This window comes from Massilia luteola, from assembly GCF_034420155.1.
Taxonomy (GTDB): Bacteria; Pseudomonadota; Gammaproteobacteria; order Burkholderiales; family Burkholderiaceae_D; genus Telluria; species Telluria luteola.
The window spans coordinates 33404-55820 of sequence record NZ_JAXOFN010000028.1 but is presented as its reverse complement, the minus strand read 5'-3'; the positions used below and the strand labels follow the sequence as shown (position 1 = coordinate 55820).

Sequence of the window (22417 nt, the reverse complement as noted above, 5' to 3'; positions counted from 1 at the left end):
GACCATGAAACTGCGTCCCATCACTACGGCCGTCCTGTTCGCGCTGACCGTCGTCGCGGCCACCCACGCGTATGCCGACGGCGACATCCGCCGTTCCTACATCGTCCAGCTGGCCGACAAGCCGGTCGCCACCTATGACGGCACGGTCAGCGGCCTCTCGGCCACCAAGCCGGCCGCCGGGCAGCGCCTGAACGTCGACGCGTCGACCGTCCAGAACTACATCACCTACCTGGAGACGAAGCAGGCCGACGTCCTCGCCACCGTCAACAAGGCCCAGGTCACCAACGAATACAAGGTCGTCTTCAACGGCTTCTCGGCCATGCTGACCGACGCCGAGGTCCGCGCCCTCAAGAAGAATCCCGGCGTCGCCAACATCTCGGCCGACTCGATCCTGCAGCTCGACACGAGCTACACCCCGACGTTCCTCGGCCTCGACAAGCCGGGCGGCCTGTGGGACCAGGTCGGCGGCCAGGACAAGGCCGGCGAAGGCATCATCATCGGCATCGTCGACGGCGGCATCTGGCCGGAGCAGGACAGCTTCGCCGACCACGTCGACGAGAACGGCAACCCGAGCCGTGCCGGCAGCAAGCTGGCCTACGATGCGCCGCCGGCGACCTGGAAAGGCATCTGCCAGACCGGCGAAGGCTTCTCCGCCAGCGACTGCAACAACAAGCTGATCGGCGCACGGTATTTCAAGCAGCCGACGCAGACGCTGCACTGGACCGAATTCCTGTCGGCGCGCGATTCCGTGGCCGGTGCCGAAGGCCATGGCGGCCACGGCGACCACACGGCCAGCACGGCCGGCGGCAATGCGCACGTGACGGCCACGACCAACGGCCTCTCGCTGGGCAAGATCACCGGCATGGCGCCGCGCGCCCGCATCGCCGCGTATAAAGTCTGCTGGACCGACGGCGTGACGGGCCTGAATGGCTGCGCCACCTCGAACAGCGTGGCCGCGATCGAGCAGGCCGTGAAGGATGGCGTGAACGTCATCAACTTCTCGATCGGCCCCAACGCGGGCGGCGGCGCGTTCAACGAACCGACCGAAGTCGCCTTCCTCGGCGCGGCCGCGGCCGGCGTGTTCGTGGCGGCGTCGGCCGGCAACTCCGGCCCGTCGACGGCCCCGGTCGCCCACATCAGCCCGTGGCTGACCACCGTCGGCAACTCTACGCACAACCGCACGTACGCGGGCGACGTCGCGCTGGGCAACGGCGTGACCGTCACCGGCGCGTCCGGCAACGCCAACACGCCGTCGGCGCCGCTGATCCTCGCGCGCGATGCCGGCCTGGCGGGCGTCGATCCGGCCAACACCAGCCTGAACCTGTGCTTCGGCCCGTCCGACAACGTTGCTCCGCTGCTCGATCCGGCCAAGGTGACGGGCAAGATCCTCGTCTGCGACCGCGGCAGCAACGTGCTCGTCAACAAGAGCGCGAACGGCAAGACGGCCGGCGCCGTCGGTGTCATCATCGCCAACACGCCGACCAGCGCGACGACGATCCTGAACCAGGCCCACACCATCTCGACCGTCCACATCACGAGTGCGGACGGCCAGAAGGTCAAGGACTATTATGCCGCGACGCCGGGCGCCACCGCGGCGCTGAACAACCTGCGCGGCATCGTCGATCCGAATATCGTGGCACCGCAGATGAACAACAGTTCGTCGCGCGGCCCGAACGTGGCCAACGCGAACATCATGAAGCCGGACGTCACGGCGCCGGGCACGGACATCCTGGCCGCCGTCAGCGCCGACCTGACCCATGCCCAGCGCGATGCGGTTGCCGGCGGCGAACCGTCGCCCGTCAAGGACTTCGCGTTCTACACCGGCACCTCGATGGCGTCGCCGCACGTGGCCGGCATCGCCGCGCTGCTGAAACAGCGCCATCCGGACTGGAGCCCGGCCATGATCAAGTCGGCCCTCATGACGACGGCCTACGACACGTTCAGCGATGGCTTGAACGGTTCGGTGCCCTGGGACAGCACCGCCAGGACCACCGGCACGCTGCCGTGGGGCCAGGGCGCGGGCCACGTGGCGCCATCCGTCGCCTCCGATCCGGGCCTCGTGTACGACCTGGGTACGATCGACTACGCGCGCTTCCTGTGCGGCCTCGGCATCACCAACGTGTTCAGCCCGGGAACCTGCTCGGCCGTCGGCTCGATCCAGCCGTACAACCTGAACCTGGCCTCGCTGACGGCGGCCAGCGTGCTGGGCATCCAGACCCTGACCCGCACCGTGACGAACGTCGGCACGACGGCGGCAACGTATAACGCCAGCACCGCGCTGCCGGGCTTCACGGTCGCCGTGCAGCCGGCCACGCTCAACCTGGCGCCGGGTGCGAAAGGCACGTTCACGGTCAAGCTGACCCGCACCACGGCCCCGCTGAACACCTGGGTGTACGGCAAGCTGACCTGGAGCGACGGCACGCACACCGTGCGCAGCCCGCTGACGGCGCGCGCCGCCACGATCGCCGCGCCGGCCACGGTGACGAGCGAAGCGACGTCCGGCACCAAGCTGGTCACCGTCGGCACCGGGTTCGGCGGCGCGATGTCGGTCGCCAGGTCCGGCCTGATCCCGGCCACCGAGTTCAACTCGACGGTCGTCACCGCGACCGACACGAGCAGCAGCGCGTGCACGGGCGGCGGCGCCACGGGCGTGAATGTGCATACCGTCACCATCCCGGCCGGCACGACCGCGGCCCGCTTTGCCCTGTACGACAGCGACACGAGCGGCGGCGGCGCGTCCGACCTGGACCTGGTGGTGGCGCGCGGCACGACCGTCGTCGGCTCCAGCGGTGGCTCGACGGCGAATGAAATGGTCACGCTGAGCAATCCGCCGGCAGGCGACTACAAGGTCTGCGTCGTCGGCTACGCGCCGGTGGGCGGCAGCGCCACGTACAAGCTGTCGACCTGGGTGCTGAGCCCGACCGCGACCGGCGGCAACTTCAAGGCCGTGGCACCGAGCATGGTCGCCGTGGGCGGCACGGCGTCGGTGGTGGTCTCGTGGTCCGGTCTCGCGACCGGCAAGCGTCATCTGGGTTCGCTCACCTACCTGGCCGGAGCGGCCCCGGTCGGAACGACGATGGTCGAAGTCGACACGACCGACCCGATCCCGTTGTTCCAGAACGCCGGCAACAAGCAGGCGAAGGTCGAGTAATCGTCCTGGCAAGGGCCGCCACAAGCGGCCCAAGCGACAAGGCCGCGGGCAGTTTGCCGCGGCCTTGTCGTTTTTACGGTCGGCGATTCAGTAACGCAGCATGAACGCAAACTTCGCGCGGGCTCGGGGAGCCCGCCCTACCGGGATAGATGTCTAGTGCGCCCTGTGATTCAGCGCGCCACGGGCGCCATGCCGCCCGGACCGGCGCCGGCGGCGCGCAGCACGCAATGGCCGGCGGCGCACGTCGCGCCCGGATCCGGGACGACGGAGCAGGTCGACATCATGCCCTTTTTCGTGTCCTCGGCGCTGCGCGCGGCCGCGTGCTCGGCCACGAGCGCGCGCAGGCGCGAGCCGTCGCTGTTCTTGCTGGACCAGGCCAGGTAGCGCTCGGGACCGCCGCAGGCCTTGTGGCCGACGCCGATGGTGTGGCACTGGGCGTCCGTATCGCATGCGGCATCGCCGCGCTCCGCCTCGATGCGCGCCAGCAAGGGCGCGCTGCCACCGGATGCGGAAGGGACCTGCGGCGCATCGCTGCGGCAGGCGCTGCTCGCCAGCAGCAGGGCCAGGCCGGCCAGGCGGGCGAGGGTGCGGGATGGGATGAGCGGGTTCATGTCCCATGATCGCGTGCGCGGCCGCGCTTGGCAAGGGGCGCACGCCTGCGCGCGGCCGGCGTCACGGCGAAGTCATAATCGGCAGCTACAGTGCCAGTCATCGATATGACCGGCGGGACAAGCGTGATGGGTGGGCGTCTGGTGGAGGAAGGCAGGACAGGCAAGCGCATCCTCGTCCTGAGCGTGCCCGCGGGCGCCGGGCATACCCGCGTCGCGGAAGCGATCCGTGCCGGGGCGGAGGCCCAGCCGGGTGGCGCCGAGGTGATCCACCTCGACGCCACGGCCTACGCGACGCCGCGCCTGCGCAAGGTCTACGTCGACCTCTACATCATGCTCGTGCGGCACGCGCCCATCGTGTGGAGCTGGATCTACCAGTACACCAACGGCGCCGCGCCGGACGGCTGGGCCCACCGGCTGCGGCGCCGGATCGAGCGCCGCGACAGCGCGCCCCTGCTCGACAAGATCGCGGCCCTGCGTCCGGACGCCATCGTCTGCACGCATTTCCTGCCGGCCGAGATCCTGTCGCGCGAAGTCGCGGACGGCACGTTGCCGTGTCCGGTGTGGGTGCAGGTGACCGACTTCGACCTGCACCGCATGTGGGTGCACCGGCACATGGCCGGCTATTTCGCCGGCAACGACGAGGTCGCCTTCCTGATGCACAAGCAGGGCATCCCGGGCGACACGATCCACGTCACCGGCATCCCGGTCATGCCGGCATTCACACGCCAGCTGGCGCGCGAGGAATGCGCCCGCGCGCTCGGCATCGATCCCGGCCTCATGACGTTCCTGCTGATGGGCGGCGGCGCTGGACTCGGCGGCCTGTCCACGCTGGCGCAGCGCCTGCTGGCCATTCCCGGCAATTTCCAGCTGATCGTGCTGGCCGGCCGCAATGCCGACGAGCTGGCGGTGCTGGAACGCCTGGCGACCGCGCATCCGGGCCGCCTCGTGCCGCACGGTTTTACGGATCAGGTCGAACGCCTGATGGCCTGCGCCGACGTGGCGATCACGAAGCCGGGCGGCGCGACGACGGCGGAATGCCTCGCCATGGGCCTGCCCATGATCGTGAACGCGTCGATTCCCGGGCAGGAAGAGCGGAATGCCAATTTCCTGCTGGAGTATGGCGCCGCGATGAAGGCATTCGATGCGCCGTCGCTGGAATACCGCGTCCGCTACCTGATGGCCCACCCGGACGCACTCGAGACGATGCGCGTCCGCGCCCGGGCGCTGGGCCGGTCGCACGCCGCCGCCGCCGTCCTCGCCGCCGTCCTTGCCGCCGCCCCGAAACAACCCGAACCCATCGATGCCCTTGTTTGAACTTTCCCATGCCGGCCAGTTCGTCGCGACGCTGGCCGCCGTCGTCGTGGCCGCCTATTTTTTCGCCCGGGTCGAAGTCGAGATCGAAGGCGAAGCGGGCTGGGCGGCGAATCTGCCCACCTGGCGCATCGACGACCATCCGCTGCTCGACATCTTCTGGGGCGGCCGCACGCTGACCGGCTACCACGCGTGGATGTTTTCCTTCATCGGCGTGATCTTTCATTTTCCGCTGGCCTTCATGGGGCAATGGTCGCTGCCATTGGAGGCGCGCGCGCTGGGCGCCGTCATGCTGTTCTGGATCGTCGAGGACTATCTCTGGTTCGTCGTCAACCCCGCCTTCGGCTGGCGCGGCTTCAAGCGCGAACGGGTCCCGTGGCACAAGCGCTGGTTCGCCGGCGCGCCCGTCGACTACTGGACGTTCGGCGTCGTCAGCGCGCTGTTGTTCTGGTACGCGTACTGACCGTTCCCGCGCCGCGCCGGGTGCCGAGGTCGAGCGCGTGGCGCACGCGCTGGCACAGTTCGCCCGGCGTGCGCGCAATCAGCTCGTGGGGAATCTCGAATTTTTCCGTCAGCCGGTCGAAGTCCTCGAAGCCGTACGACACCATGAACGGATGCATGCCCGTGCCGATCGCGGCCGCGAAGTCCTTGTGCTCGTCGCCGCAGACATAGGCCCGTGCCGGATTGATGCCGAACTGCTCGCGGATGGCGCGGAACTGGCTCGTCTTCTTTTCGGAGAGCGGAATGTGGATGAGGAAGTCGAGCGCACTGATGTCGACGTCGTGACGCTGGAACAGCTGGCGCAGCGTCTCCAGCGGCTCGTTCGTGATGTTGCGCGTGACCATGCCGACGACGACGTCCGGCGCCGCGACCAGCTCCCGCACGAGATCCGGAATCCCTTCGTACATGGCCGCTTCCTGCCGGTAGACTTCGGTGAGGCTGTCGACCAGCCTGGCGCGGCTGTTCTTGCGCAGGTTCTTCTTGATGATCGACGGGAATTCCTTCAACCCGCCCAGGTATTTGAAGAGGTTGTGGCGCTTCTGGAAGCGGGCTTCGTCGCCGATGTCCAACCCGTGCCGCGCGAAGGCCGTTTCGATGGCGGAAAACGCGTCGATGGTGGTGCCGTCCGCGTCGAGGATCAGCAGGCGTTTCCTGGATTTGTACATGGGGTTCGTGGCCGGATTCCGTTGCCTCATCATACTCGCGGGCATGTTACCGGCGTATGACGCGATGCCGGCCGGGGCCGGCATCGCGGAGAAGGCACACAAGGGGAGCGCGCTCAGGAAGGTCTGGACGACGGCATCATCGCTGGCGTGCCTTCGTTCAGTCGCGCTCGATGTCCGCGTTCGCGTCGTTGCGGATGAACCCGGCGTCGTGGATGGAGAAGACCTGGTCCGGGATCGCCTTGTGGTCGACGCTCGTCACACGCCACACGGTGCGGCCGTCGGCGGCCTGGATCAGCAGCGGCAGCTTCGCCGTCGCGCTCCAGCACACGTGCGTCGTCTGCGTGCCCTGGACGAGGGCGACCCACTCGCAGGCGCCGATGGCGTGCGCGGCGCCGTGCGGCGTGGCGGCCGGGAAGTGGGCGGCAGGTGGCTCGCCGCGCGTGCTGAAGACGTGCTCGAAGTCCGGCGCGGCGGCGTGGGAAAGGGCGCGGAAAGCACGGCCGCGGCCGCCGTGCAGAGCACGAGCGACCGCGACGCGCGTCTTCCGGCGTGGCCAGGAAGGGCGTTATTCAATGAGGGCGCCTTGGGTCATCAGTTGCGCACCGCGCCAAACGAGCGATCGACTGCAGTGATCAGCCTGCACTTGCAAAAAGGCGCATCGTTTGTAAGCGCCCGTGCGCGGCTCATTCAATCCGGATGGAAGCCGATTCGCATCCATGCCGACGATAGCTATGAGTACGATGGCACGGAAAAACGCCTCGCTGACCGAAAATTCCTTGAAGTCGATTCTTGTTCCACCGACGGAGGAAGCCTTTGTATTTTTTACTATGCAAAGGACAGCACCTGCCTACGTGTTGATACTGTAGGCGAACAAGTAGACGCAATGCGGGTGACGCGGTGGGACAACGCCTGCCCGAACGAGCCGCCAGGGATCTCCGACGCAAGCTCGCAGCGGGCGCTTCAATAAGTCAGCGTAATCAACGACACCGCCTGCCGCGGCAATTGCATCCTGACCGTGGCCGTGCCATCCCGCGTCGCCACGGTCGCATCGGCCCCAAGTGGCGCGAGCGCGCTCGCTTTCTGCAGCTCGGCCACTTGTGCCGCCGTCGGATGCGAGGGCGAACCCATGCGCTTCCAGGCGCTGTACGAATTGCTGTGGTCCTGGTCGATGCGGAAGTGCCGCAACTGCACCTGTCTGGCGGGAATGCCGGCGATGTGCAGTTCGACCGGCGAGCCGGCGTCGATGATGTCGTCGTCGTGGTAATTCCAGACCATGACGGCGATGTGGTGGGCGTCCTTCGCCGCCAGCGCGTCGATGTCGGTGCGCGCGCCGCGCACGCCGGCGGCCTGGATGCTCGCCGCGTCGTAGGCCTGGTCGCCCGTCACCGCCACGCGCTCGCCGCGCAGCATGCCGAGCATGCGGAACACGTTCAGCACCGGCTTGTCGACGCCGTTGGTCGCCAGGTCGCGGAAGCCCGCGAACCACGGCTGGTCCTCGAACTCGAACGACCAGTTCACCGCGCCGATCAGGTTCACGCCGCGCCGCGCGGCCAGGTCGTACTCGCGCGCGATCGAGGCCGCCGTGTAGCTGGCGTACAGCGTGCCGTTGCGGTAGGCGTTTTCCGGGTTGGTCTGCATGCCGCAGGCGGCGCAGCCTTCCGGGTCGGATTCGCCGATGATGACGGGGATGTTCTTCAGTTCCGGATATTTTGCGACGAGCGCGAAGCCTTCGTCGAGGTGGCGGAAATGGGTGCCCATGCCCATCCGCACGACGCCGTCGACGACCTTGGGCGCGCCCTTGGCGTGGAAGGCGACGAAGTCCAGCGGCGAGCCGGTCTTGCCGGTCGCGTAGTTGGTCTCGTGCAGGCAGTGGCGCAGGAAGTCGTCCATGAAGCGTCCGGCGGCGGCCGTGTGCGGCCCGCCGATGCGCGCCGTCGGCAGCGCGCGTTTTACCGCATCGGCCGCGTAGTCGTACATTTTGAAGTACTCGCGTTTCGTGTCCGGCGCGATCAGGTACAGGCCGTCCGGCTCGTTCCACACTTCCCAGTACCAGCTCTCGACTTCCTTCTGCCCGTAGCGCGCCACACTGTGCTTGACCCATTGGTAGATCAGCTCGGACCACTTGCCGTAGTCCTTCGGCGGCGTCGCCCAACCGGTCATGATGTCCTGGTAGGGCGTGCCGGGCTTCCAGTGATGGCGATAGGGTTGCGGGCGCTGCGACAGCGCTTCCGGCATGAACCCGATCTCCGCCAGCGGCTTCATGCCGCGTTCGATGTACGTGTCGAAGATGCGGTCGACGATGGTCCAGTCGTAGACCGGCTTGCCGTCCTTGTCCTCGGTGTACATATTCGTCGAGCCCCACTTGAGCGCGTAGCTGCCATCGCCCGACGTCATCAGGTTGTGCGTGCGGACGTGGACGGGGACCGGGCTCAGGGCGGCAATCTCGCTCAGCAGCTTCTTGCCGTCGGGCGCCGTCGTGTAATTCGGTTCATCGTAGCCGAACCACGCCCAGATCGGCGTCATCGGCCCCTTTACCCGGGTGGCGTCGACGGTGAGCTTGACGGGCGCCGGGGCCGCCGGTTCGGCGACGCACAGCGGCGCGCCGGCCGCGAGGAGGAGGGCGGCGAGATGTCTCTTCATTGTTGTTCTCGTGGATCGGACAGATGACCCAATGCTAGGCCGAACCCAAGGGGGCGTCCAATCATGGTTTTGACGATTTCTATATCGAATCGAATATCGGACCGGCGGGAAAGCACGGCCGGAAATGAAAACGCCACCTCGCAGGTGGCGTTCATGTCCGATGGTTGCCCGCTCAGCTCTTGCGGACGAACTCCGATTTCAGGCTCATCGCGCCGAAGCCGTCGATCTTGCAGTCGATGTCGTGGTCGCCATCGACGAGGCGGATGTTCTTGACCTTGGTGCCCTGCTTGACCACGCCGCCGCCGCCCTTCAGTTTCAGGTCCTTGATGACGGTGACGGCGTCGCCGTCCTGCAGCACGTTGCCGGCCGCGTCGCGCCACACGCGGGCCGTCTCGTCCGCGGCCGCTTCGGCCTTGACCGGCCATTCGTGCGCGCATTCCGGACAGACGTAGTTGCCCGAGCCGTCTTCGTAGGTCAATGCGGAACCGCAGGCGGGGCAGGGTGGAAGGGTCGTCATGGCAGTATGTGGATGAAAGGAATGGTGGAATGCAAAACGCCAACCGGATGGGTTGGCGTTCTGTCCTGAAACTTGGTGGCCCGGGGCGGAATCGAACCACCGACACAAGGATTTTCAATCCTCTGCTCTACCAACTGAGCTACCAGGCCAAGGCGGCGCAGTATAGCACGGGTTACGCGAAATCCATAATTTTTGTCGCGCCGGCGGTTCAGGAACGCGACGCGGCCCGTTCCTCGTGCTGGCGGTCGAGCGCCAGGCGCAGGTCCTTGCGGCCCTTGGCTTCCTCGTAGCGGCGCTGCTCGTCCGGCCCGAACGGACGCAGGGGCGGGACGGGGACCGGCTGCTTGTCGTCGCCCACGGCCACCATCGTGAAGAAGCAGCTGTTCACGTGGCGCACCTGCTGGGTGCGGATGTTCTCGGCCACGACCTTGATGCCGATTTCCATCGATGTGCGGCCCGTGTAGTTCACCGCGGCCAGGAACGTCACCAGCTCGCCCACGTGGATCGGCTGGCGGAACGTCACCTGGTCGACGCTCATCGTCACGACATAGGTGCCGGCGTAGCGGCTGGCGCAGGCATACGCCACCTGGTCGAGCAGTTTCAGGATGTTCCCGCCGTGCACGTTACCGGAAAAATTCGCGGTATCCGGCGTCATCAGGACCGTCATGGTGAGTTGGTGGGCGGGCAGGGTCATGGCGTCATGCGTAAAGAGGAAGGATAGGGGCGATGTTGCCTGAGAAACCCACTGACGGCAACCGCCCCGTTCCCAGGCTCAGAACGCTTCCCAGTCCGCGTCGACCGTGGCGGCCGGCTTGCGGGCGGGGGCGCGCGTCGGGGCGGGCGCCATCCGTGCCGGCTTCGCCGCCGCGGGCCTCGTTGCGGGGGCCGGTGCCGGGACGGTGCGGCATGCCGGCGGCAGCGCGGGTGTCGCGGCCGGCGCCGGCCGCGCCTTCGCCTCGACGCGGAACAGCGCCACCCGCTCGGCCAGCGCCTGCGCCTGCTCGTGCATCGACTGGGTCGCGGCCGCCGATTCCTCGACGAGGGCCGCGTTCTGCTGGGTCACGCCGTCCATCTGCACGATGGCCTGGTTGACCTGGCCGATGCCGCCGGCCTGTTCGCGGCTGGACGCGACGATCTCGTTCATGATGCCGGTGACGCGGTTGATGCTGTCGACGATGTCGTGCATCGTCTGCCCGGCCTGGCCGGCCAGGGTCGCGCCGTCGGCGGCGCGCTGGGTCGAGGCGTCGATCAGGTCCTTGATTTCCCTGGCCGCGGCGGCCGAGCGCTGGGCCAGGGCGCGCACTTCGGCCGCGACGACCGCGAACCCGCGTCCCTGTTCGCCGGCGCGCGCCGCTTCCACGGCGGCGTTCAGTGCGAGGATGTTGGTCTGGAACGCGATGCCGTCGATGACGGCGATGATGTCGACGATGCGCGCCGACGAGGCGTTGATCGCGCCCATCGTGTCGACCAGTTGGCCGACCATCGCGCCGCCCTGCTGCGCCACGCGCGCGGCGTCGCCGGCCATGCGGTTGGCTTCGTCGGCGTTGGTCGAGTTCTGGCCGACGGCCTGCGTCAGTTGTTCCATCGACGCCGCCGTCTCTTCCAGCGCCTGCGCCTGGCTTTCGGTGCGCTGCGACAGGTCCTGCGTTTCGCCCGCCATCGCGGCGGCGGCGCTGACGATCGTGCCCGTGCCTTCGCGCACGTCGGCGACGATGCCCGCGAGGCTGGCGCGCATGCGTTCGAGGGCGGCCATCAGGCTGTCCTTGTCGCCCGGCCCGAGGGGCACGGCCACGCACAGGTTGCCGTCCGCGATCTCGGCCGCCACCTGCGCCGCCGCGGCAGGTTCGCCGCCCAGGCGCCGGAACAGGACGCGCCCGAACACGGTGCCGGCGGCGACGCTGAAGGCGAGCGTGGCGAGGCACAGCGCCGAGAGGACCTTGCTGCTGCGGTCCGCGCTGCCGAGCACCGCGGCGACGCGCGTGTCGATCTCCTTCCGCTGCAGCTCCAGCAGCGCCTTGACCCGGCCGAGATACGCCGTCACGGCGGGCACGAACGCCTCGTCGAAGTACGTGCGGGCTTCCGCGTCCTTGCCGCCGGCCTTGAGGGCCATGACGCGGTCGCGCGTGGCGATGTAGCGCTGGCGCGCCGTGCCGATCTGCCCGAACACGGCATGCTCCTCGGGCGTGTCGAGCAGCGCGCCGACCTGCTGCTGCAGCGCGGTGGTGCGCGTCGTCGAGTCCTGGGTTTCGGGCGCGTAGTACGTCGCGAGCTCCGGATCGGCGGAGCGCGCGATGGACGCCGTGCGCTTGGCGGCGACCGAGGTGTTCAGCAGCCAGCCGGAAATCAGGCGCTCCTTGGCGAGCGGCCGCCGGGTGAGGGCCTGGGTGTCGTCCGACAGGACCTGCAGGCGCCAGATGGCGATGGCCGTCGCGAGGAACGACAGGGCGATGACGATGGTGAACGCGAACCTGAGCCGGTTGCGCACGCTGACGCTGACGCGAATGGTGGCGGATGGTTTCATGGGGCTCCTTGGTTTCTCGGACAACAAGGATCAATGAAAGTCGCATCGAAGCAGGTCCGCCTTGAGGCGACTCAGGACAGTGCGCTATAGGTCGGCGCGCCTATCCGGCGCGGGTGAAAATCGGGAGCGGCGGGGCCGGCGCCCGTCTGCTAGGATGACGGAATGGCTCTCCTGCTCGTCCCCGGCTTCATGGCCGACGAAACCCTGTGGGACGACATGCTGCCGGCGCTGGCGCGCTTCGGCCCCGTCGTCCACGCCGACCTGCGCCACGACACCTCGGTCGAGGCGATGGCGCGGCGGGTTCTCGAGACCGCACCGCCGTCATTTTTGCTCGTGGGTTTTTCGATGGGCGGCTACGTCGCCCGCGCGATCGCGCGCCAGGCGCCCGCACGCGTGCGCGCGCTCGTGCTGATCGCCACGTCCACCCGCGGCGACACGGCCGCGCTGCAAAAGCGCAAGGGCGCGATCGCGAATGCCGCGCCGTCCATCGCCTTCAGCGGCTTGAGCCGCACGGCCGTCGCCACGTCGCTGCATCCGGACCACCGCAACGACGACGCGCTGATCGAGCGGATACGCGCGATGGGCACGCGCCTCGGCGGCGAGGTGTTCCGGCGCCAGTCGATGCTGGACCGGCCGGGCGACCTCGAACGTTCCGGCGAGATCCGCTGCCCGACGCTCGTCGTGTCGGCTGCGCAGGACCAGTTGCGCAGCCTGGAGGAGGCGCGCGAGATGGCGGCCGCGATCCCCGGCGCCACGCTCGCCGTCATCGAGGACACCGGCCACATGATCCCGATCGAGGCGCCGCGGCGCCTGCTCGACGTGATCGTGCCGTGGCTGGCGGCGCACGCGGACAGGTAAGGCAGCGCCGCTAGCAAGGACAATTGGACCACGTTGTCCCTGCGGCGCGCAAGTCGCGACTTACCCCTGGTTCTGCAACCGGCGAACCGCCTCCGCCACCCCCTGCCCATACGCCGGATCCGCTTTCAAGAAATGGCCGATCTGGCGATCCTGGATCACGGCATCCGCGCCGGACAGCGAACCGGCGATGTTCTCGATCAGGTTGCGCTTGCCCTCGTCGGACAGCAGGCGGAACAGGTTGCCCGCCTGCGTGAAGTGGTCGTCAAGGGCGCGGGTGTCGTAGCGGCCCGCGTTGCCTTCCACCGCCCAGCCGGCGTCGCCGTGGCCGAAGCCCCCTGCGGCCGGGATGTCCGCATGCACCGGATCGTAATTCGCCGCCGCGCCGCCGTTGGCGATCGCCATCGCGCCGTCGCGCTGCTGGGTGTGGAACGGGCAGCGCGGACGGTTCACCGGCAGGTGCTGGTGGTTCGTGCCGACGCGGTACAGCTGGGCGTCGTGGTAGGCGAACAGGCGTGCCTGCAGCATCTTGTCCGGGCTGTAGCCCAGGCCCGGCACAATGTTCGACGGCGACAGGGCGGCCTGCTCGACGTCGGCGTGGTAGTTGTCCGGATTGCGGTTCAGTTCCAGGATGCCGACGGGGGTGCGTGGGAACTCGCCCTGCGGCCACACCTTGGTGAGATCGAACGCGTCCCAGCCGGTCCTCGCCTCCCAGGCGGCGCGCTGGGCGTCGTCCATCACCTGGATCTCCACGCTCCAGCGCGGGAAGTCGCCCTGGGCGATGGCGTTGAACAGGTCGCGCTGGGCATAGTCCGGGTCGACGCCGGCCAGGCGCTCGGCTTCGATCGCGGTCAGGTTCTTGATGTCCTGCAGCGTCTTGAAGTGCCACTTGACCCAGACGCGCTCGCCCGCATCGTTGATGAGGCTATAGGTATGGCTGCCGAAGCCGTCCATGTGGCGGTAGCCGTCCGGGGTGCCGCGGTCGGAGAACAGGATCGTCACCTGGTGCAGGCTTTCCGGTGCGCGGCTCCAGAAATCCCACACGTTCTGGGCCGATTTGAGGTTCGTCTGCGGATCGCGTTTTTGCGTGTGGATGAAGTCGGGGAACTTGATGCCGTCCTTCAGGAAGAACGTCGGCGTGTTGTTGCCCACCAGGTCCCAGTTGCCTTCTTCGGTATAGAAGCGGACCGCGAAACCGCGCGGATCGCGTGCCGTGTCGGCCGACCCCTTTTCGCCGCCGACGGTCGAGAAGCGCAGGAACGTCTCCGTCTGCTTGCCGATGGCCGCGAATAATGCCGCCTTCGTGTACTTGCTGACATCGTGGGTGACGGTGAAGGTGCCGTAGGCGCCCGAGCCCTTCGCATGCACGACGCGCTCGGGGATGCGCTCGCGGTTGAAATGCTGCAGCTTTTCGATCAGGTGGAAGTCCTGCAGCAGCACGGGGCCGCGCGGGCCGGCCGTGATCGAGTTCTGGTTGTCGTCGATGGGAATGCCGGAAGCGGTGGTCAGTTGGGTCATGGCGGCTCTTTCAATGGTTAAACTATCGAATAATTAAATTCGATAGATGCGTTCTATCCGTAACCATGGTAGAGCTTGAGTGGCGTCCCTGCAAACTATCTGTTTATATGGCACCAATAGAAAAAATTAATCCGCCGGTGAGCACCGGGGTCAGAGCCCGATTTTGGGCAATTGCCCAAATCGGGGCTCTGACCCCGGTTTGCGTTAGATCAGGCTCAGCTTGACGTCGATGTTGCCGCGGGTAGCGTTCGAGTACGGGCAGACGATGTGGGCCGAATCGACCAGGTCCTGCGCGACGGCGCGGTCCAGGCCCGGCAGGCTCACGGCCAGTTCCACGGCCAGGCCGAAACCGTTCGGGATCGGGCCGATCGAGACGCTGGCGTCGATGGCGGCGTCGGCCGGGACGGCGACTTTCTTCTGGCCCGCGACGAACTTGATGGCGCCCATGAAGCAGGCCGAGTAGCCGGCGGCGAACAGTTGTTCCGGGTTGGTGGCGTCACCCTTGCCGCCCATTTCTTTCGGCGGAGCCAGTTTCACGTCCAGCAGGCCGTCGTCGGAGGCGGAATGGCCTTCGCGGCCGCCGGTGGTGTGTGCCTTGGCGGTGTACAGGACTTTATCGAGTTTGGTGGTCATCGGATTACCTTTCAGTGGTTGGGTTCGTACTGCACATAATTCGTTTCAGATCGCGCCGCCGGCGAGCCTGTCGCGCATGGCCTTGATCTCGCCGGCGAGTCTGACAACTTCCTGCACGTCGCAACCGGTGGCGCCCAGGATGCACGCCGGGATGGCGGCCGCGTCATCTTTCAGCGCCCGCGCCCGCGCCGTCAGCCGGATCACGACGCGGCGCTCGTCCTGCGGATCGCGGGAGCGGTCAACGAGGCCCTGCGCTTCGAGCCGCTTCAGCAGCGGGGTCAGCGTCCCGGAATCCAGGTACAGGCGTTCGCCGATGTCCGACACGCCCAGGCCGTCGCGTTCCCACAGCACCAGCAGCACCAGGTACTGCGGATACGTCACGCCCAGCTTGTCCAGATGCGGCTTGTACACCTTCGTCATCGCCAGCGATGCCGAGTGCAGTGCGAAGCACAGCTGGTTGTCGAGCAGGAGGGCCGCGTTTGCGTCGTGCGTTTTCATGGGTGGAACTATAGCGCGCAATTAAATTGTGCGCAATATGTTTATTTTTATGCAGGCTATAGCTTGAATCAATTAACGCGGTGCACCGAAGACCTGGGTCCAGTACGCGGTGCGGTTGCGGTTCCGCGGATCGATCGCGTAGGCCGCGCCCATTTCCGTGAAGGCCGGGTTCATGATGTTGGCGCAGTGCCCCGGGCTGTCCAGCCACGACGCGACGGCTTCGTCGACCGTGCGCTGGCCCGCTGCGATGTTCTCGCCCACGCGAACCCAGCGATAGCCGGCCTTCGTGGCGCGGTCGGCAGGGAGGCTGCCGTCCGGTTGCTTGTGGTTGAAATAGTGTTGATGAGCCATGTCGGCGCTGTGGGCGAGGGCGGCCTGGCCCAGCAGCGGGTTCCACGTGAGCGGTCCGGCGGGGCCGAACGCCTGCGTCCCGCACGTGCGCGGCCGGGCGCGCGCGGCGTTCACGAGCGCGAGGATGTCCCGGCCCGCATTCGGCCAGTCCGGCAGCGGGGGAATGACGACGGGCTGCGCCAGCACGATCTGCCAGTCGTCGCCGATGTGGGCCGTGCCCACCGCGGCGAACTCGGCGGCACGCAGCGTGCGGCAATATTTTTGTCCGATGACGTCCATCGCCGCGCGCGCATCCGGCGCCCCCGCGACCGTGATCGCCTCGGCATGCGCGGCCTCGTAGCCGGCGTTGCGCAGCGCCGATTCGAGGAAGGTGCCGGGTCCGATGCGGATGCGCGCCAGGGCCGGCTCGACGGCCAGGCGGCCTGCCGGCGCGGCGGGACGGCCATCGCAATCGCCTGGCGCGGCGCGGTACGCGTTGATCAGATCGGCCAGTTCGTCCGCGTGCGCGGGCACGGCCGCGGCGGCGGCCAGCACGGCGACGAACGCAACGGGACGGATGGCGTCGGGCATGGAAACGATATAGGGAAGGCTGGACCAAAGATGGGGACGGCGGCGCGAAATTCCAGCCCGACGGGACGCGCGGCATCGGGCACGTTTCTTCATTCCGGCCGAGATCCTGGCGCGCGCGGCCGGCTTCAGGGGCGTGCGGCATGTGTCGGCCGTCGACCTGACCCGGCGCTGTTTCGCGGGCCGGACCGGCGGCCTCCGCCCGCCCGCCAATGGCGCGGCGTTCCCGGTCTCGACGCCGTGACCGTTCGGTGGCGCGGCGCGTTCGTGGCCGGTGGGCATTACAATCAGGACATCAACCTGAAGGAATTACCCATGCGTCTGATCAGCTTCGCCGCCTTGCTCTCGCTGGCCTGTGCGCCGGTCGTCCACGCCCAGTCGCAAGTGAAGATCGGCAGCGCTTCTCCGCTGTCCGGCCCCAGCGCGCATCAGGGCAAGGACATCGAGAACGGCGCCCGCCTGGCGATCGACGACCTGAACGCGCAGGGCGCGACCATCGCGGGCAGGAAGGTCAAATGGGTGTTGCAGGCCGAGGACGACGGCAGCGATCCGAAGCTCGGCACGGCCGTCGCGCAAAAGCTCGTCGACGGCGGCGTGGTGGCCGTCGTCGGCCACCTGAATTCCGGCACGACGGTGCCGGCCTCGAAGATCTATGACAGCGCGGGCATCCCGCAGATTTCGCCGGCCGCCACGACGCCGCTGTACACGCACCAGGGCTACAAGACCGCGTTCCGCGTCGTCGCCAACGACGACCTCGTGGGCCGCGTGCTGGCGAATTACACGATCGCCACCCTCAAGGCGAACAAGATCGCCGTCATCGACGACCGCACCGCGTTCGGCCAGGGTCTCGCGGACCAGTTCGCGAAGGACGTCAAGCGGATTGGCGGCGCGCAGATCGTCAGCCGCCAGTTCACCAACGACCGCGCGACGGACTTCAACGCCATCCTCACCCAGATCCGCGCGCGCCGCCCGGACGTGATCTTTTACGGCGGCATGGACGCCACGGCCGGCCCCATGCTGAAGCAGATGCAGGCGCTCGGCATCGATGCGAAATTCGTGTCGGGCGACGGCGTGTGCTCGGAAAAGCTGCCGCTGCTGGCCGGCACGGCGCTCGGCGACGACAAGGTCATCTGCGTCGTCGCGGGCGGCGTCGATGCGCCGCTGGAGGCGGGCATGACGGCCTTCTCGGAACGCTACAAGAAGCGCTACGGCATGGCGTTCCAGACGTACGCGCCGTACGCTTACGACGCCACGATGGCGTTCGCCGCCGCGATGCGCGCGGCCGGATCGTCCGACCCGGCGAAGTTCCTGCCGGCCCTCGCGCACATCAAGTACCAGGGCATCACCGGCACCATCGCCTTCGATGCGCACGGCGACCTGCGCGACGCGGCGCTCACGCTGTACACCTACCGCCGCGGCCAGCTGACGAAGCTGCGGGTCGTGCGCGACGGCGGCGGCGGCAACGCGGCCGGCGCGCGCTGAGGCACTGACGCGGCGGCGCGCCCGGCCGCTCAATCCGTCACGACGTGCCAGACGTTCATCTTCTTGTCGCCTTCGCGCTCGCCCGCCTTCTTGTCCTTGACGAACGTGTACAGCGGCTTGCCGTGGTAGGCGAGCTGCTTGGTGCCGTCGTCGCGCACGATGGTCGAATAGGGCGAGGGCAGGGTCGCGTCGCCCGCTTTCACGGCCGGCCAGTTTTGCGCGCACGGGCCCGAGCAGGCGCTCTTGCCGCTGCCGGCGACGTCCTTGTCGAAGGTGTAGACCGTCATGCCATGGGCATCGACGAGGATGCCGTCGACCTTCTTGACCGGTGCGGGATCGGCGGCGTGGGCGGGCAGGACGCACAGGGCGTACAGGGTGGAAAGACAGGCAATACCAAGGTTCACGGCTTTCATGGAGAGGCTCCCGGTTGAAAACATCGGACATCGGTTGTCAGGACTGCCCGGCCATTCTAGACCAACGCGCGGGCTATAATGCGCGGTTCCGGCCGTCCCGCCCAACCTGATTCTCCCCATGTCCCTCGACTGGTTCTCGCCGGCGCAATGCGTCGGCTATATCGCGTTCGTCCTCGGCGTCGCCTGCGCCGTGCAAAAGGACGACCGCCGCTTCAAGCTGTTCATGGCCGGCGAATGCCTCGCCTACATCGTCCACTTCGCCCTGCTCGGCGACCCGACCCCTGTCGCCAGTACGACGATGTCACTGCTGCGTTCCGTGCTGGCGCTGTACACGCGCTCGTTGTGGGTGGCGGGCGGCGTCGTCGCGATGAACCTCGTCCTCGGCTTGTCGCTCGCCACGCGCATGACGGACTGGCTGCCCCTGGCCGCATCCTGCGTCGGCACGCTCGCCCTGTTCCTGCTGCGCGGCGTGCCCATGCGGCTCGTGATGCTGTGCGGGACGTTCCTGTGGATCGCGAACAACATCATCGCCGGCTCGATCGGCGGCACTGCGCTCGAGATCGTGATGGCCGTCGTGAACACGACGACGATCTTGCGCATGGTCCGCGCGGCGCGGGTGGCGCAGCCGGCCTGAGGTCCATCAACGCCGCCCGTGGAGGGCGGCGCGGCGATCGGGGATAATAACGCCTCGATTTGCTTACGATACACCTGCACATGGAATTCACCCGCGACGACATCAGGCGCCAGTTCGATCCCGGCACGTTTGGCCGGGGCGAGGAGTATGCCCGGAAAGGCCGGGTCCTCGGCATCGACCTGGACGGCGACAAGCTCTACGGCGAAGTCGAAGGCAGCGGCAACAGCGTCTATGAGCAGAAGATCCGCGTGACGAGCGGCAAGCACGGCATTCAGTTCAAGGGCGACTGCGGCTGTCCCATGAACTTCAACTGCAAGCACGTCGTCGCCGTGCTGCTGACCATGCTGGACCGCGCTGCGCCGGACGTTCCGATGGCGGCCGAGCGCTGGTTGCAGCAGCTGGCGACGCTGCAGGACTACCTGCAGCGAGCCCAGGGACCATCGGCGGACGACGCCTTCCGGATCATCTACGTGCTCGTCCCCGACCGTCATGGCAAGGCATTGAGCCTGCATTCGTACGTGGCGCGCATGAACGAGAACGGCAGCATTGCCGACGCCGACATCATGAACGAGCCCCGGTCCCTGCTGACGATGCGGCCGTCGTACGTCCGGTTCGAGGACGAAGAGCCGCTGCTCCTGCTGGCCGCGATGCGTACCGGACAGGCGGCGCCCAGGCCGACGGGCGTGCTCGGCGCCCGGTTGCTGGGCATGCTGAGCGCCGAAGGCCGGTTGTGGCGCGCACGCTCGCAGCATGCGGCCTCGCGGGGCGACCTGCAGCTGATGGCGCCGGGCCCGCAGCGAGCCATCGACATCGCGTGGCACCCGCATCCGGCCAATCGCGAGGCGGTCGTGCTGGACTGGCATCTCGATGACGGCGGGACGGTCGAGCAGATCTTGCCAACCGATCCGATGACCTATCTGGACGATCTCACGCTCGGCGTACTGGCGGTGCCCGGGCAATTCGCTGGCATGCCGTCCGCGGCCTTGCTGGACCTGGTCGCACAGGCGCCGATGCTGCGGGCGGAACAGCGCAACGGGGTGGCCGGGCGCCTGGTCGAACTGGGCCTGGACGGACTCATGCCCACACCGGCGGCGCTCGAGGTGCGCGAGCGCCGCGACGTCGCGCCCGTGCCGTGCCTGCTGCTGGACAGCCTGCAGATGCCGACGCGCCGCGACTGGGTCTGGCGCGACGTGGCCGTCCTGTCCTTCGACTACGACGGCCTCTCCACGGACGGCGTCGACGAACCCGTCGTGCGTCGTGCGCTCGACGACGGCATCGAAGTGATCGTGCGCGATCAGAAGGCCGAAGCCGCCGCTGCCGCCTGGCTGGCCGCGTCCGGCTTCGCCTCGCCGCCGCCGGGCGACCCCTTGCTCGACGACTGGTGGGACGCCCTGGTATTGCCGGACGAATCCGCGTGGCTGGCCTTCGTGCGCGATGAATTGCCGCGCCTGCGCGCGGCCGGCTGGCTGGTCGCGATCGATGACGACTTCCGCTACGCCGTCGCGGAAGTCGAAGCGTGGTATGCCGACCTGGACGAAGGCGGGCAGGACGGCAGCGGCTGGTTCGACCTGGAACTGGGCGTCATCGTGGCCGGCGAGCGCTATCCGTTGCTGCCGCTGCTGCTGGATATGATCCGCGAGGCACCGACAAAATTCGACGCCGCCGCCCTGGCCGCGCGCGCCGACGCCGACGAACTGCTGGTCGAATTGTCCGGCCTGACGCGCGTAGCCCTGCCGTGGGGCCGCGTGAAACCCATCCTGGCGACGCTGGGCGAACTGTATTTTGGCGACCGCATCGGCGCGACCATCCGCCTGCCCGCGCTGGACGCCGCGCGCCTGGCGGAGCTGGAGCGGGCGGCGCGGATGCGCTGGCTCGGTGGCGACCGCCTGCGCGAACTGGGCCGCAAGCTGCACGATTTCGCCGGCATTCGTCCCGTGGACGTGCCGGCCGGCCTGACGGCGCAGTTGCGCGCCTACCAGCGTGCCGGCCTGGACTGGATGCAATTCCTGCGCGAATACGGCTTCGGCGGCATCCTGGCCGACGACATGGGGCTCGGCAAGACGGTCCAGACGCTCGCCCACATCCTCGTCGAAAAGGAGGCGGGCCGGCTCGACGCGCCGGCGCTCGTCGTGGCGCCGACGAGCCTGATGGGCAACTGGCAGGCGGAAGCGGCGCGCTTCGCACCGGGCCTGCGCGTCCTGCTCCTGCACGGCAAGGACCGCAAAGCGTTGTTCGACCAGGTCGGCGAGGCCGATCTCGTCCTGACGACCTACGCGTTGCTGGGCCGCGACGAGCCGGCGCTGCGCCGGCACCGCTACCACCTCCTGATTCTCGACGAAGCCCAGTACATCAAGAACAGCCGCGCGAAGGCGGCGCAGACGGCGCGCCTGCTCGACGCCCGCCACCGCCTGTGCCTGACCGGCACGCCGGTGCAGAACCACCTCGGCGAATTGTGGTCGCAGTTCCACTTCCTGATGCCGGGCCTGCTGGGCGACGAAAAACAGTTCAATGCCGTGTTCCGCAAGCCGATCGAACTGCAGGGCGACGTCCAGCGCAAGGACTTGCTGGCGCGGCGCCTGAAACCCTTCATGTTGCGGCGTACGAAGGACAAGGTGGCGACGGAACTGCCGCCCAAGACCGAGATCGTGCTGCCCATCGAGCTCGACGGCGCCCAGCGCGACCTGTACGAGACCGTGCGCGTGGCGATGGACAAGAAGGTCCGCGCCGCGATCGACAGCAAGGGCCTGGCACGCAGCCACATCGTGATCCTCGACGCCTTGCTGAAACTGCGCCAGGTCTGCTGCCATCCGCGCCTGCTGGACGAGGCCGCCAAGGCCGGCTCCGCCAAGCTGGACGCGCTGCTGGAACTGCTCGACACGTTGCTGAGCGAAGGGCGCAACGTCCTCGTGTTTTCCCAGTTCACCAGCATGCTCGCATTGATCGAGGATGCCCTGCGCGCGCGCGCCATCGACTACGCGTTGCTGACCGGCGACACGCCCGACCGCGCGGCACCGGTCGCAGCGTTCCAGCGGGGCGACGTGAACGTATTCCTGATCAGCCTGAAGGCGGGCGGCGTGGGCCTGAACCTGACCGCGGCCGATACCGTCATCCACTACGATCCGTGGTGGAATCCGGCCAGCGAGAACCAGGCGACCGACCGCGCCTGGCGCATCGGCCAGCAACAGCCGGTATTCGTCTACAAGCTGATCGCGCAGGGCACGCTGGAAGAAAAAATCCAGGAAATGCAGCGCCGCAAGGGCGAACTGGCCAGCGCCGTGCTGGATGCGGAGGGCGGGCTCGCGGCGGCGATCGGCGGGGACGACCTGCAGGTCCTGTTCGCGCGGCCCTGATTGTCGGGCGCACACCGTGCACTAACGTACGGACGCCCGCGCCCGCCTCCGGCATCCTGAATCCATGATCAATTCGCTGACGAAAGGAGAACGATCATGGGCAAATATTTCCTGGCCTGGATCCTGGGCGTGCCGGCAATCGTGCTGGTCATCCTGTACCTGTTTTTCCACTGATCGCGGCAGCTCGCGACGACGAACG

At 67.8% G+C, this 22417-nt stretch carries 20 protein-coding genes and 1 tRNA gene; 8 read left to right on the top strand and 13 right to left on the bottom strand.

Translation table 11 applies throughout. The features are described from left to right. Positions 1 to 4 precede the first annotated feature (4 nt). Positions 5 to 3151 carry a S8 family serine peptidase gene (locus tag U9J41_RS23350; protein WP_322404543.1) on the top strand — a complete coding sequence of 1049 codons (3147 nt, stop codon included), beginning with the start codon at positions 5 to 7 and terminating at the stop codon, positions 3149 to 3151. 170 nt (positions 3152 to 3321) lie between these two features. On the opposite strand, the gene U9J41_RS23345 is transcribed toward U9J41_RS23350, so the two are convergent. Then, complete coding sequence (locus U9J41_RS23345; RefSeq protein ID WP_322404542.1) at positions 3322 to 3762, bottom strand: hypothetical protein; 441 nt, start codon at positions 3760 to 3762, stop codon at positions 3322 to 3324. Between the two features lie 126 nt (positions 3763 to 3888). On the opposite strand from U9J41_RS23345, the gene U9J41_RS23340 reads away from it, so the two are divergent. After that, positions 3889 to 5076 carry an MGDG synthase family glycosyltransferase gene (locus U9J41_RS23340; RefSeq protein ID WP_322404541.1) on the top strand — a complete coding sequence of 396 codons (1188 nt, stop codon included), beginning with the start codon at positions 3889 to 3891 and terminating at the stop codon, positions 5074 to 5076. Next, positions 5069 to 5536, top strand: a complete 468-nt coding sequence (locus U9J41_RS23335; RefSeq protein WP_322404540.1) for a hypothetical protein — start codon at positions 5069 to 5071, stop codon at positions 5534 to 5536. The genes U9J41_RS23340 and U9J41_RS23335 overlap by 8 nt, the downstream gene beginning before the upstream one ends. Here the strand turns inward: U9J41_RS23335 and U9J41_RS23330 are convergent. Together U9J41_RS23330 and U9J41_RS23325 are read right to left on the bottom strand one after the other, a co-directional pair. Continuing rightward, positions 5505 to 6239: an HAD family hydrolase gene (locus tag U9J41_RS23330; protein WP_322404539.1), complete on the bottom strand. Its 735-nt coding sequence runs from the start codon at positions 6237 to 6239 to the stop codon at positions 5505 to 5507. The two genes, U9J41_RS23335 and U9J41_RS23330, sit on opposite strands and share 32 nt — an antisense overlap. A gap of 157 nt (positions 6240 to 6396) precedes the next feature. Then, positions 6397 to 6567 carry a hypothetical protein gene (locus U9J41_RS23325; RefSeq protein ID WP_322404538.1) on the bottom strand — a complete coding sequence of 57 codons (171 nt, stop codon included), beginning with the start codon at positions 6565 to 6567 and terminating at the stop codon, positions 6397 to 6399. Here U9J41_RS23325 and U9J41_RS23320 point away from each other — a divergent pair, their 5' ends adjacent. Beyond that, positions 6568 to 7206 (top strand): hypothetical protein, encoded by a 639-nt coding sequence (locus tag U9J41_RS23320; protein WP_322404537.1) that lies wholly within the window; start codon positions 6568 to 6570, stop codon positions 7204 to 7206. Here the strand turns inward: U9J41_RS23320 and U9J41_RS23315 are convergent. The 5 genes from U9J41_RS23315 to U9J41_RS23295 form a co-directional block, all read right to left on the bottom strand. Beyond that, entirely contained in the window at positions 7200 to 8879 is a 1680-nt protein-coding gene (locus U9J41_RS23315; protein WP_322404536.1) for a GH39 family glycosyl hydrolase, read from the bottom strand. The genes U9J41_RS23320 and U9J41_RS23315 overlap by 7 nt on opposite strands. Positions 8880 to 9051: 172 nt before the next feature. Beyond that, positions 9052 to 9396, bottom strand: coding sequence for a zinc ribbon domain-containing protein YjdM (locus tag U9J41_RS23310; protein ID WP_322404535.1), 345 nt, complete (start codon positions 9394 to 9396; stop codon positions 9052 to 9054). A 73-nt stretch (positions 9397 to 9469) separates the two neighbouring features. Continuing rightward, a tRNA-Phe gene (locus U9J41_RS23305) sits at positions 9470 to 9545 on the bottom strand. 59 nt (positions 9546 to 9604) lie between these two features. Next, on the bottom strand, positions 9605 to 10090 hold the full coding sequence (locus tag U9J41_RS23300; protein WP_322404534.1) for an acyl-CoA thioesterase: 486 nt from the start codon (positions 10088 to 10090) through the stop codon (positions 9605 to 9607). A 78-nt stretch (positions 10091 to 10168) separates the two neighbouring features. After that, on the bottom strand, positions 10169 to 11917 hold the full coding sequence (locus U9J41_RS23295; protein ID WP_322404533.1) for a methyl-accepting chemotaxis protein: 1749 nt from the start codon (positions 11915 to 11917) through the stop codon (positions 10169 to 10171). 162 nt (positions 11918 to 12079) lie between these two features. Here U9J41_RS23295 and U9J41_RS23290 point away from each other — a divergent pair, with 162 nt between their 5' ends. Continuing rightward, positions 12080 to 12775 (top strand): alpha/beta fold hydrolase, encoded by a 696-nt coding sequence (locus U9J41_RS23290; protein ID WP_322404532.1) that lies wholly within the window; start codon positions 12080 to 12082, stop codon positions 12773 to 12775. Between the two features lie 60 nt (positions 12776 to 12835). Here the strand turns inward: U9J41_RS23290 and U9J41_RS23285 are convergent, their stop codons facing one another. From U9J41_RS23285 to U9J41_RS23270, 4 genes are all read right to left on the bottom strand, one after another. Further along, positions 12836 to 14290, bottom strand: a complete 1455-nt coding sequence (locus tag U9J41_RS23285) for a catalase (RefSeq protein ID WP_322404531.1) — start codon at positions 14288 to 14290, stop codon at positions 12836 to 12838. 204 nt (positions 14291 to 14494) lie between these two features. Further along, the gene (locus tag U9J41_RS23280) at positions 14495 to 14923 is read right to left on the bottom strand and encodes an organic hydroperoxide resistance protein (RefSeq protein WP_322404530.1); all 429 of its coding nucleotides are present in this window, start codon (positions 14921 to 14923) and stop codon (positions 14495 to 14497) included. Between the two features lie 45 nt (positions 14924 to 14968). Continuing rightward, positions 14969 to 15421, bottom strand: coding sequence for a MarR family winged helix-turn-helix transcriptional regulator (locus U9J41_RS23275; protein ID WP_322404529.1), 453 nt, complete (start codon positions 15419 to 15421; stop codon positions 14969 to 14971). Between the two features lie 72 nt (positions 15422 to 15493). Next, entirely contained in the window at positions 15494 to 16342 is an 849-nt protein-coding gene (locus tag U9J41_RS23270) for a CAP domain-containing protein (protein ID WP_322404528.1), read from the bottom strand. Between the two features lie 312 nt (positions 16343 to 16654). On the opposite strand from U9J41_RS23270, the gene U9J41_RS23260 reads away from it, so the two are divergent. Continuing rightward, positions 16655 to 17821 carry a branched-chain amino acid ABC transporter substrate-binding protein gene (locus U9J41_RS23260; RefSeq protein ID WP_322404527.1) on the top strand — a complete coding sequence of 389 codons (1167 nt, stop codon included), beginning with the start codon at positions 16655 to 16657 and terminating at the stop codon, positions 17819 to 17821. Positions 17822 to 17850: 29 nt separating this feature from the next. On the opposite strand, the gene U9J41_RS23255 is transcribed toward U9J41_RS23260, so the two are convergent. Further along, the gene (locus U9J41_RS23255) at positions 17851 to 18234 is read right to left on the bottom strand and encodes a COG4315 family predicted lipoprotein (RefSeq protein WP_322404526.1); all 384 of its coding nucleotides are present in this window, start codon (positions 18232 to 18234) and stop codon (positions 17851 to 17853) included. 118 nt (positions 18235 to 18352) lie between these two features. Here U9J41_RS23255 and U9J41_RS23250 point away from each other — a divergent pair, with 118 nt between their 5' ends. Together U9J41_RS23250 and U9J41_RS23245 are read left to right on the top strand one after the other, a co-directional pair. Next, positions 18353 to 18868 (top strand): YgjV family protein, encoded by a 516-nt coding sequence (locus U9J41_RS23250; RefSeq protein ID WP_322404525.1) that lies wholly within the window; start codon positions 18353 to 18355, stop codon positions 18866 to 18868. Positions 18869 to 18948: 80 nt separating this feature from the next. Further along, positions 18949 to 22218, top strand: a complete 3270-nt coding sequence (locus U9J41_RS23245) for a DEAD/DEAH box helicase (RefSeq protein ID WP_322404524.1) — start codon at positions 18949 to 18951, stop codon at positions 22216 to 22218. Positions 22219 to 22417 lie beyond the last annotated feature (199 nt).

Excerpts from the sequence above, each read along its gene's own strand:
- U9J41_RS23255 (WP_322404526.1), bottom strand. The coding sequence starts at position 18,234 with ATGAAAGCCGTGAACCTTGGTATTGCCTGTCTTTCCACCCTGTACGCC.
- U9J41_RS23310 (WP_322404535.1), bottom strand. The coding sequence starts at position 9,396 with ATGACGACCCTTCCACCCTGCCCCGCCTGCGGTTCCGCATTGACCTAC.
- U9J41_RS23270 (WP_322404528.1), bottom strand. The coding sequence starts at position 16,342 with ATGCCCGACGCCATCCGTCCCGTTGCGTTCGTCGCCGTGCTGGCCGCC.
- U9J41_RS23315 (WP_322404536.1), bottom strand. The coding sequence starts at position 8,879 with ATGAAGAGACATCTCGCCGCCCTCCTCCTCGCGGCCGGCGCGCCGCTG.
- U9J41_RS23300 (WP_322404534.1), bottom strand. The coding sequence starts at position 10,090 with ATGACCCTGCCCGCCCACCAACTCACCATGACGGTCCTGATGACGCCG.
- U9J41_RS23275 (WP_322404529.1), bottom strand. The coding sequence starts at position 15,421 with ATGAAAACGCACGACGCAAACGCGGCCCTCCTGCTCGACAACCAGCTG.
- U9J41_RS23295 (WP_322404533.1), bottom strand. The coding sequence starts at position 11,917 with ATGAAACCATCCGCCACCATTCGCGTCAGCGTCAGCGTGCGCAACCGG.
- U9J41_RS23260 (WP_322404527.1), top strand. The coding sequence starts at position 16,655 with ATGCGTCTGATCAGCTTCGCCGCCTTGCTCTCGCTGGCCTGTGCGCCG.
- U9J41_RS23330 (WP_322404539.1), bottom strand. The coding sequence starts at position 6,239 with ATGTACAAATCCAGGAAACGCCTGCTGATCCTCGACGCGGACGGCACC.
- U9J41_RS23350 (WP_322404543.1), top strand. The coding sequence starts at position 5 with ATGAAACTGCGTCCCATCACTACGGCCGTCCTGTTCGCGCTGACCGTC.
- U9J41_RS23250 (WP_322404525.1), top strand. The coding sequence starts at position 18,353 with ATGTCCCTCGACTGGTTCTCGCCGGCGCAATGCGTCGGCTATATCGCG.
- U9J41_RS23280 (WP_322404530.1), bottom strand. The coding sequence starts at position 14,923 with ATGACCACCAAACTCGATAAAGTCCTGTACACCGCCAAGGCACACACC.
- U9J41_RS23290 (WP_322404532.1), top strand. The coding sequence starts at position 12,080 with ATGGCTCTCCTGCTCGTCCCCGGCTTCATGGCCGACGAAACCCTGTGG.
- U9J41_RS23285 (WP_322404531.1), bottom strand. The coding sequence starts at position 14,290 with ATGACCCAACTGACCACCGCTTCCGGCATTCCCATCGACGACAACCAG.
- U9J41_RS23345 (WP_322404542.1), bottom strand. The coding sequence starts at position 3,762 with ATGAACCCGCTCATCCCATCCCGCACCCTCGCCCGCCTGGCCGGCCTG.
- U9J41_RS23340 (WP_322404541.1), top strand. The coding sequence starts at position 3,889 with ATGGGTGGGCGTCTGGTGGAGGAAGGCAGGACAGGCAAGCGCATCCTC.
- U9J41_RS23245 (WP_322404524.1), top strand. The coding sequence starts at position 18,949 with ATGGAATTCACCCGCGACGACATCAGGCGCCAGTTCGATCCCGGCACG.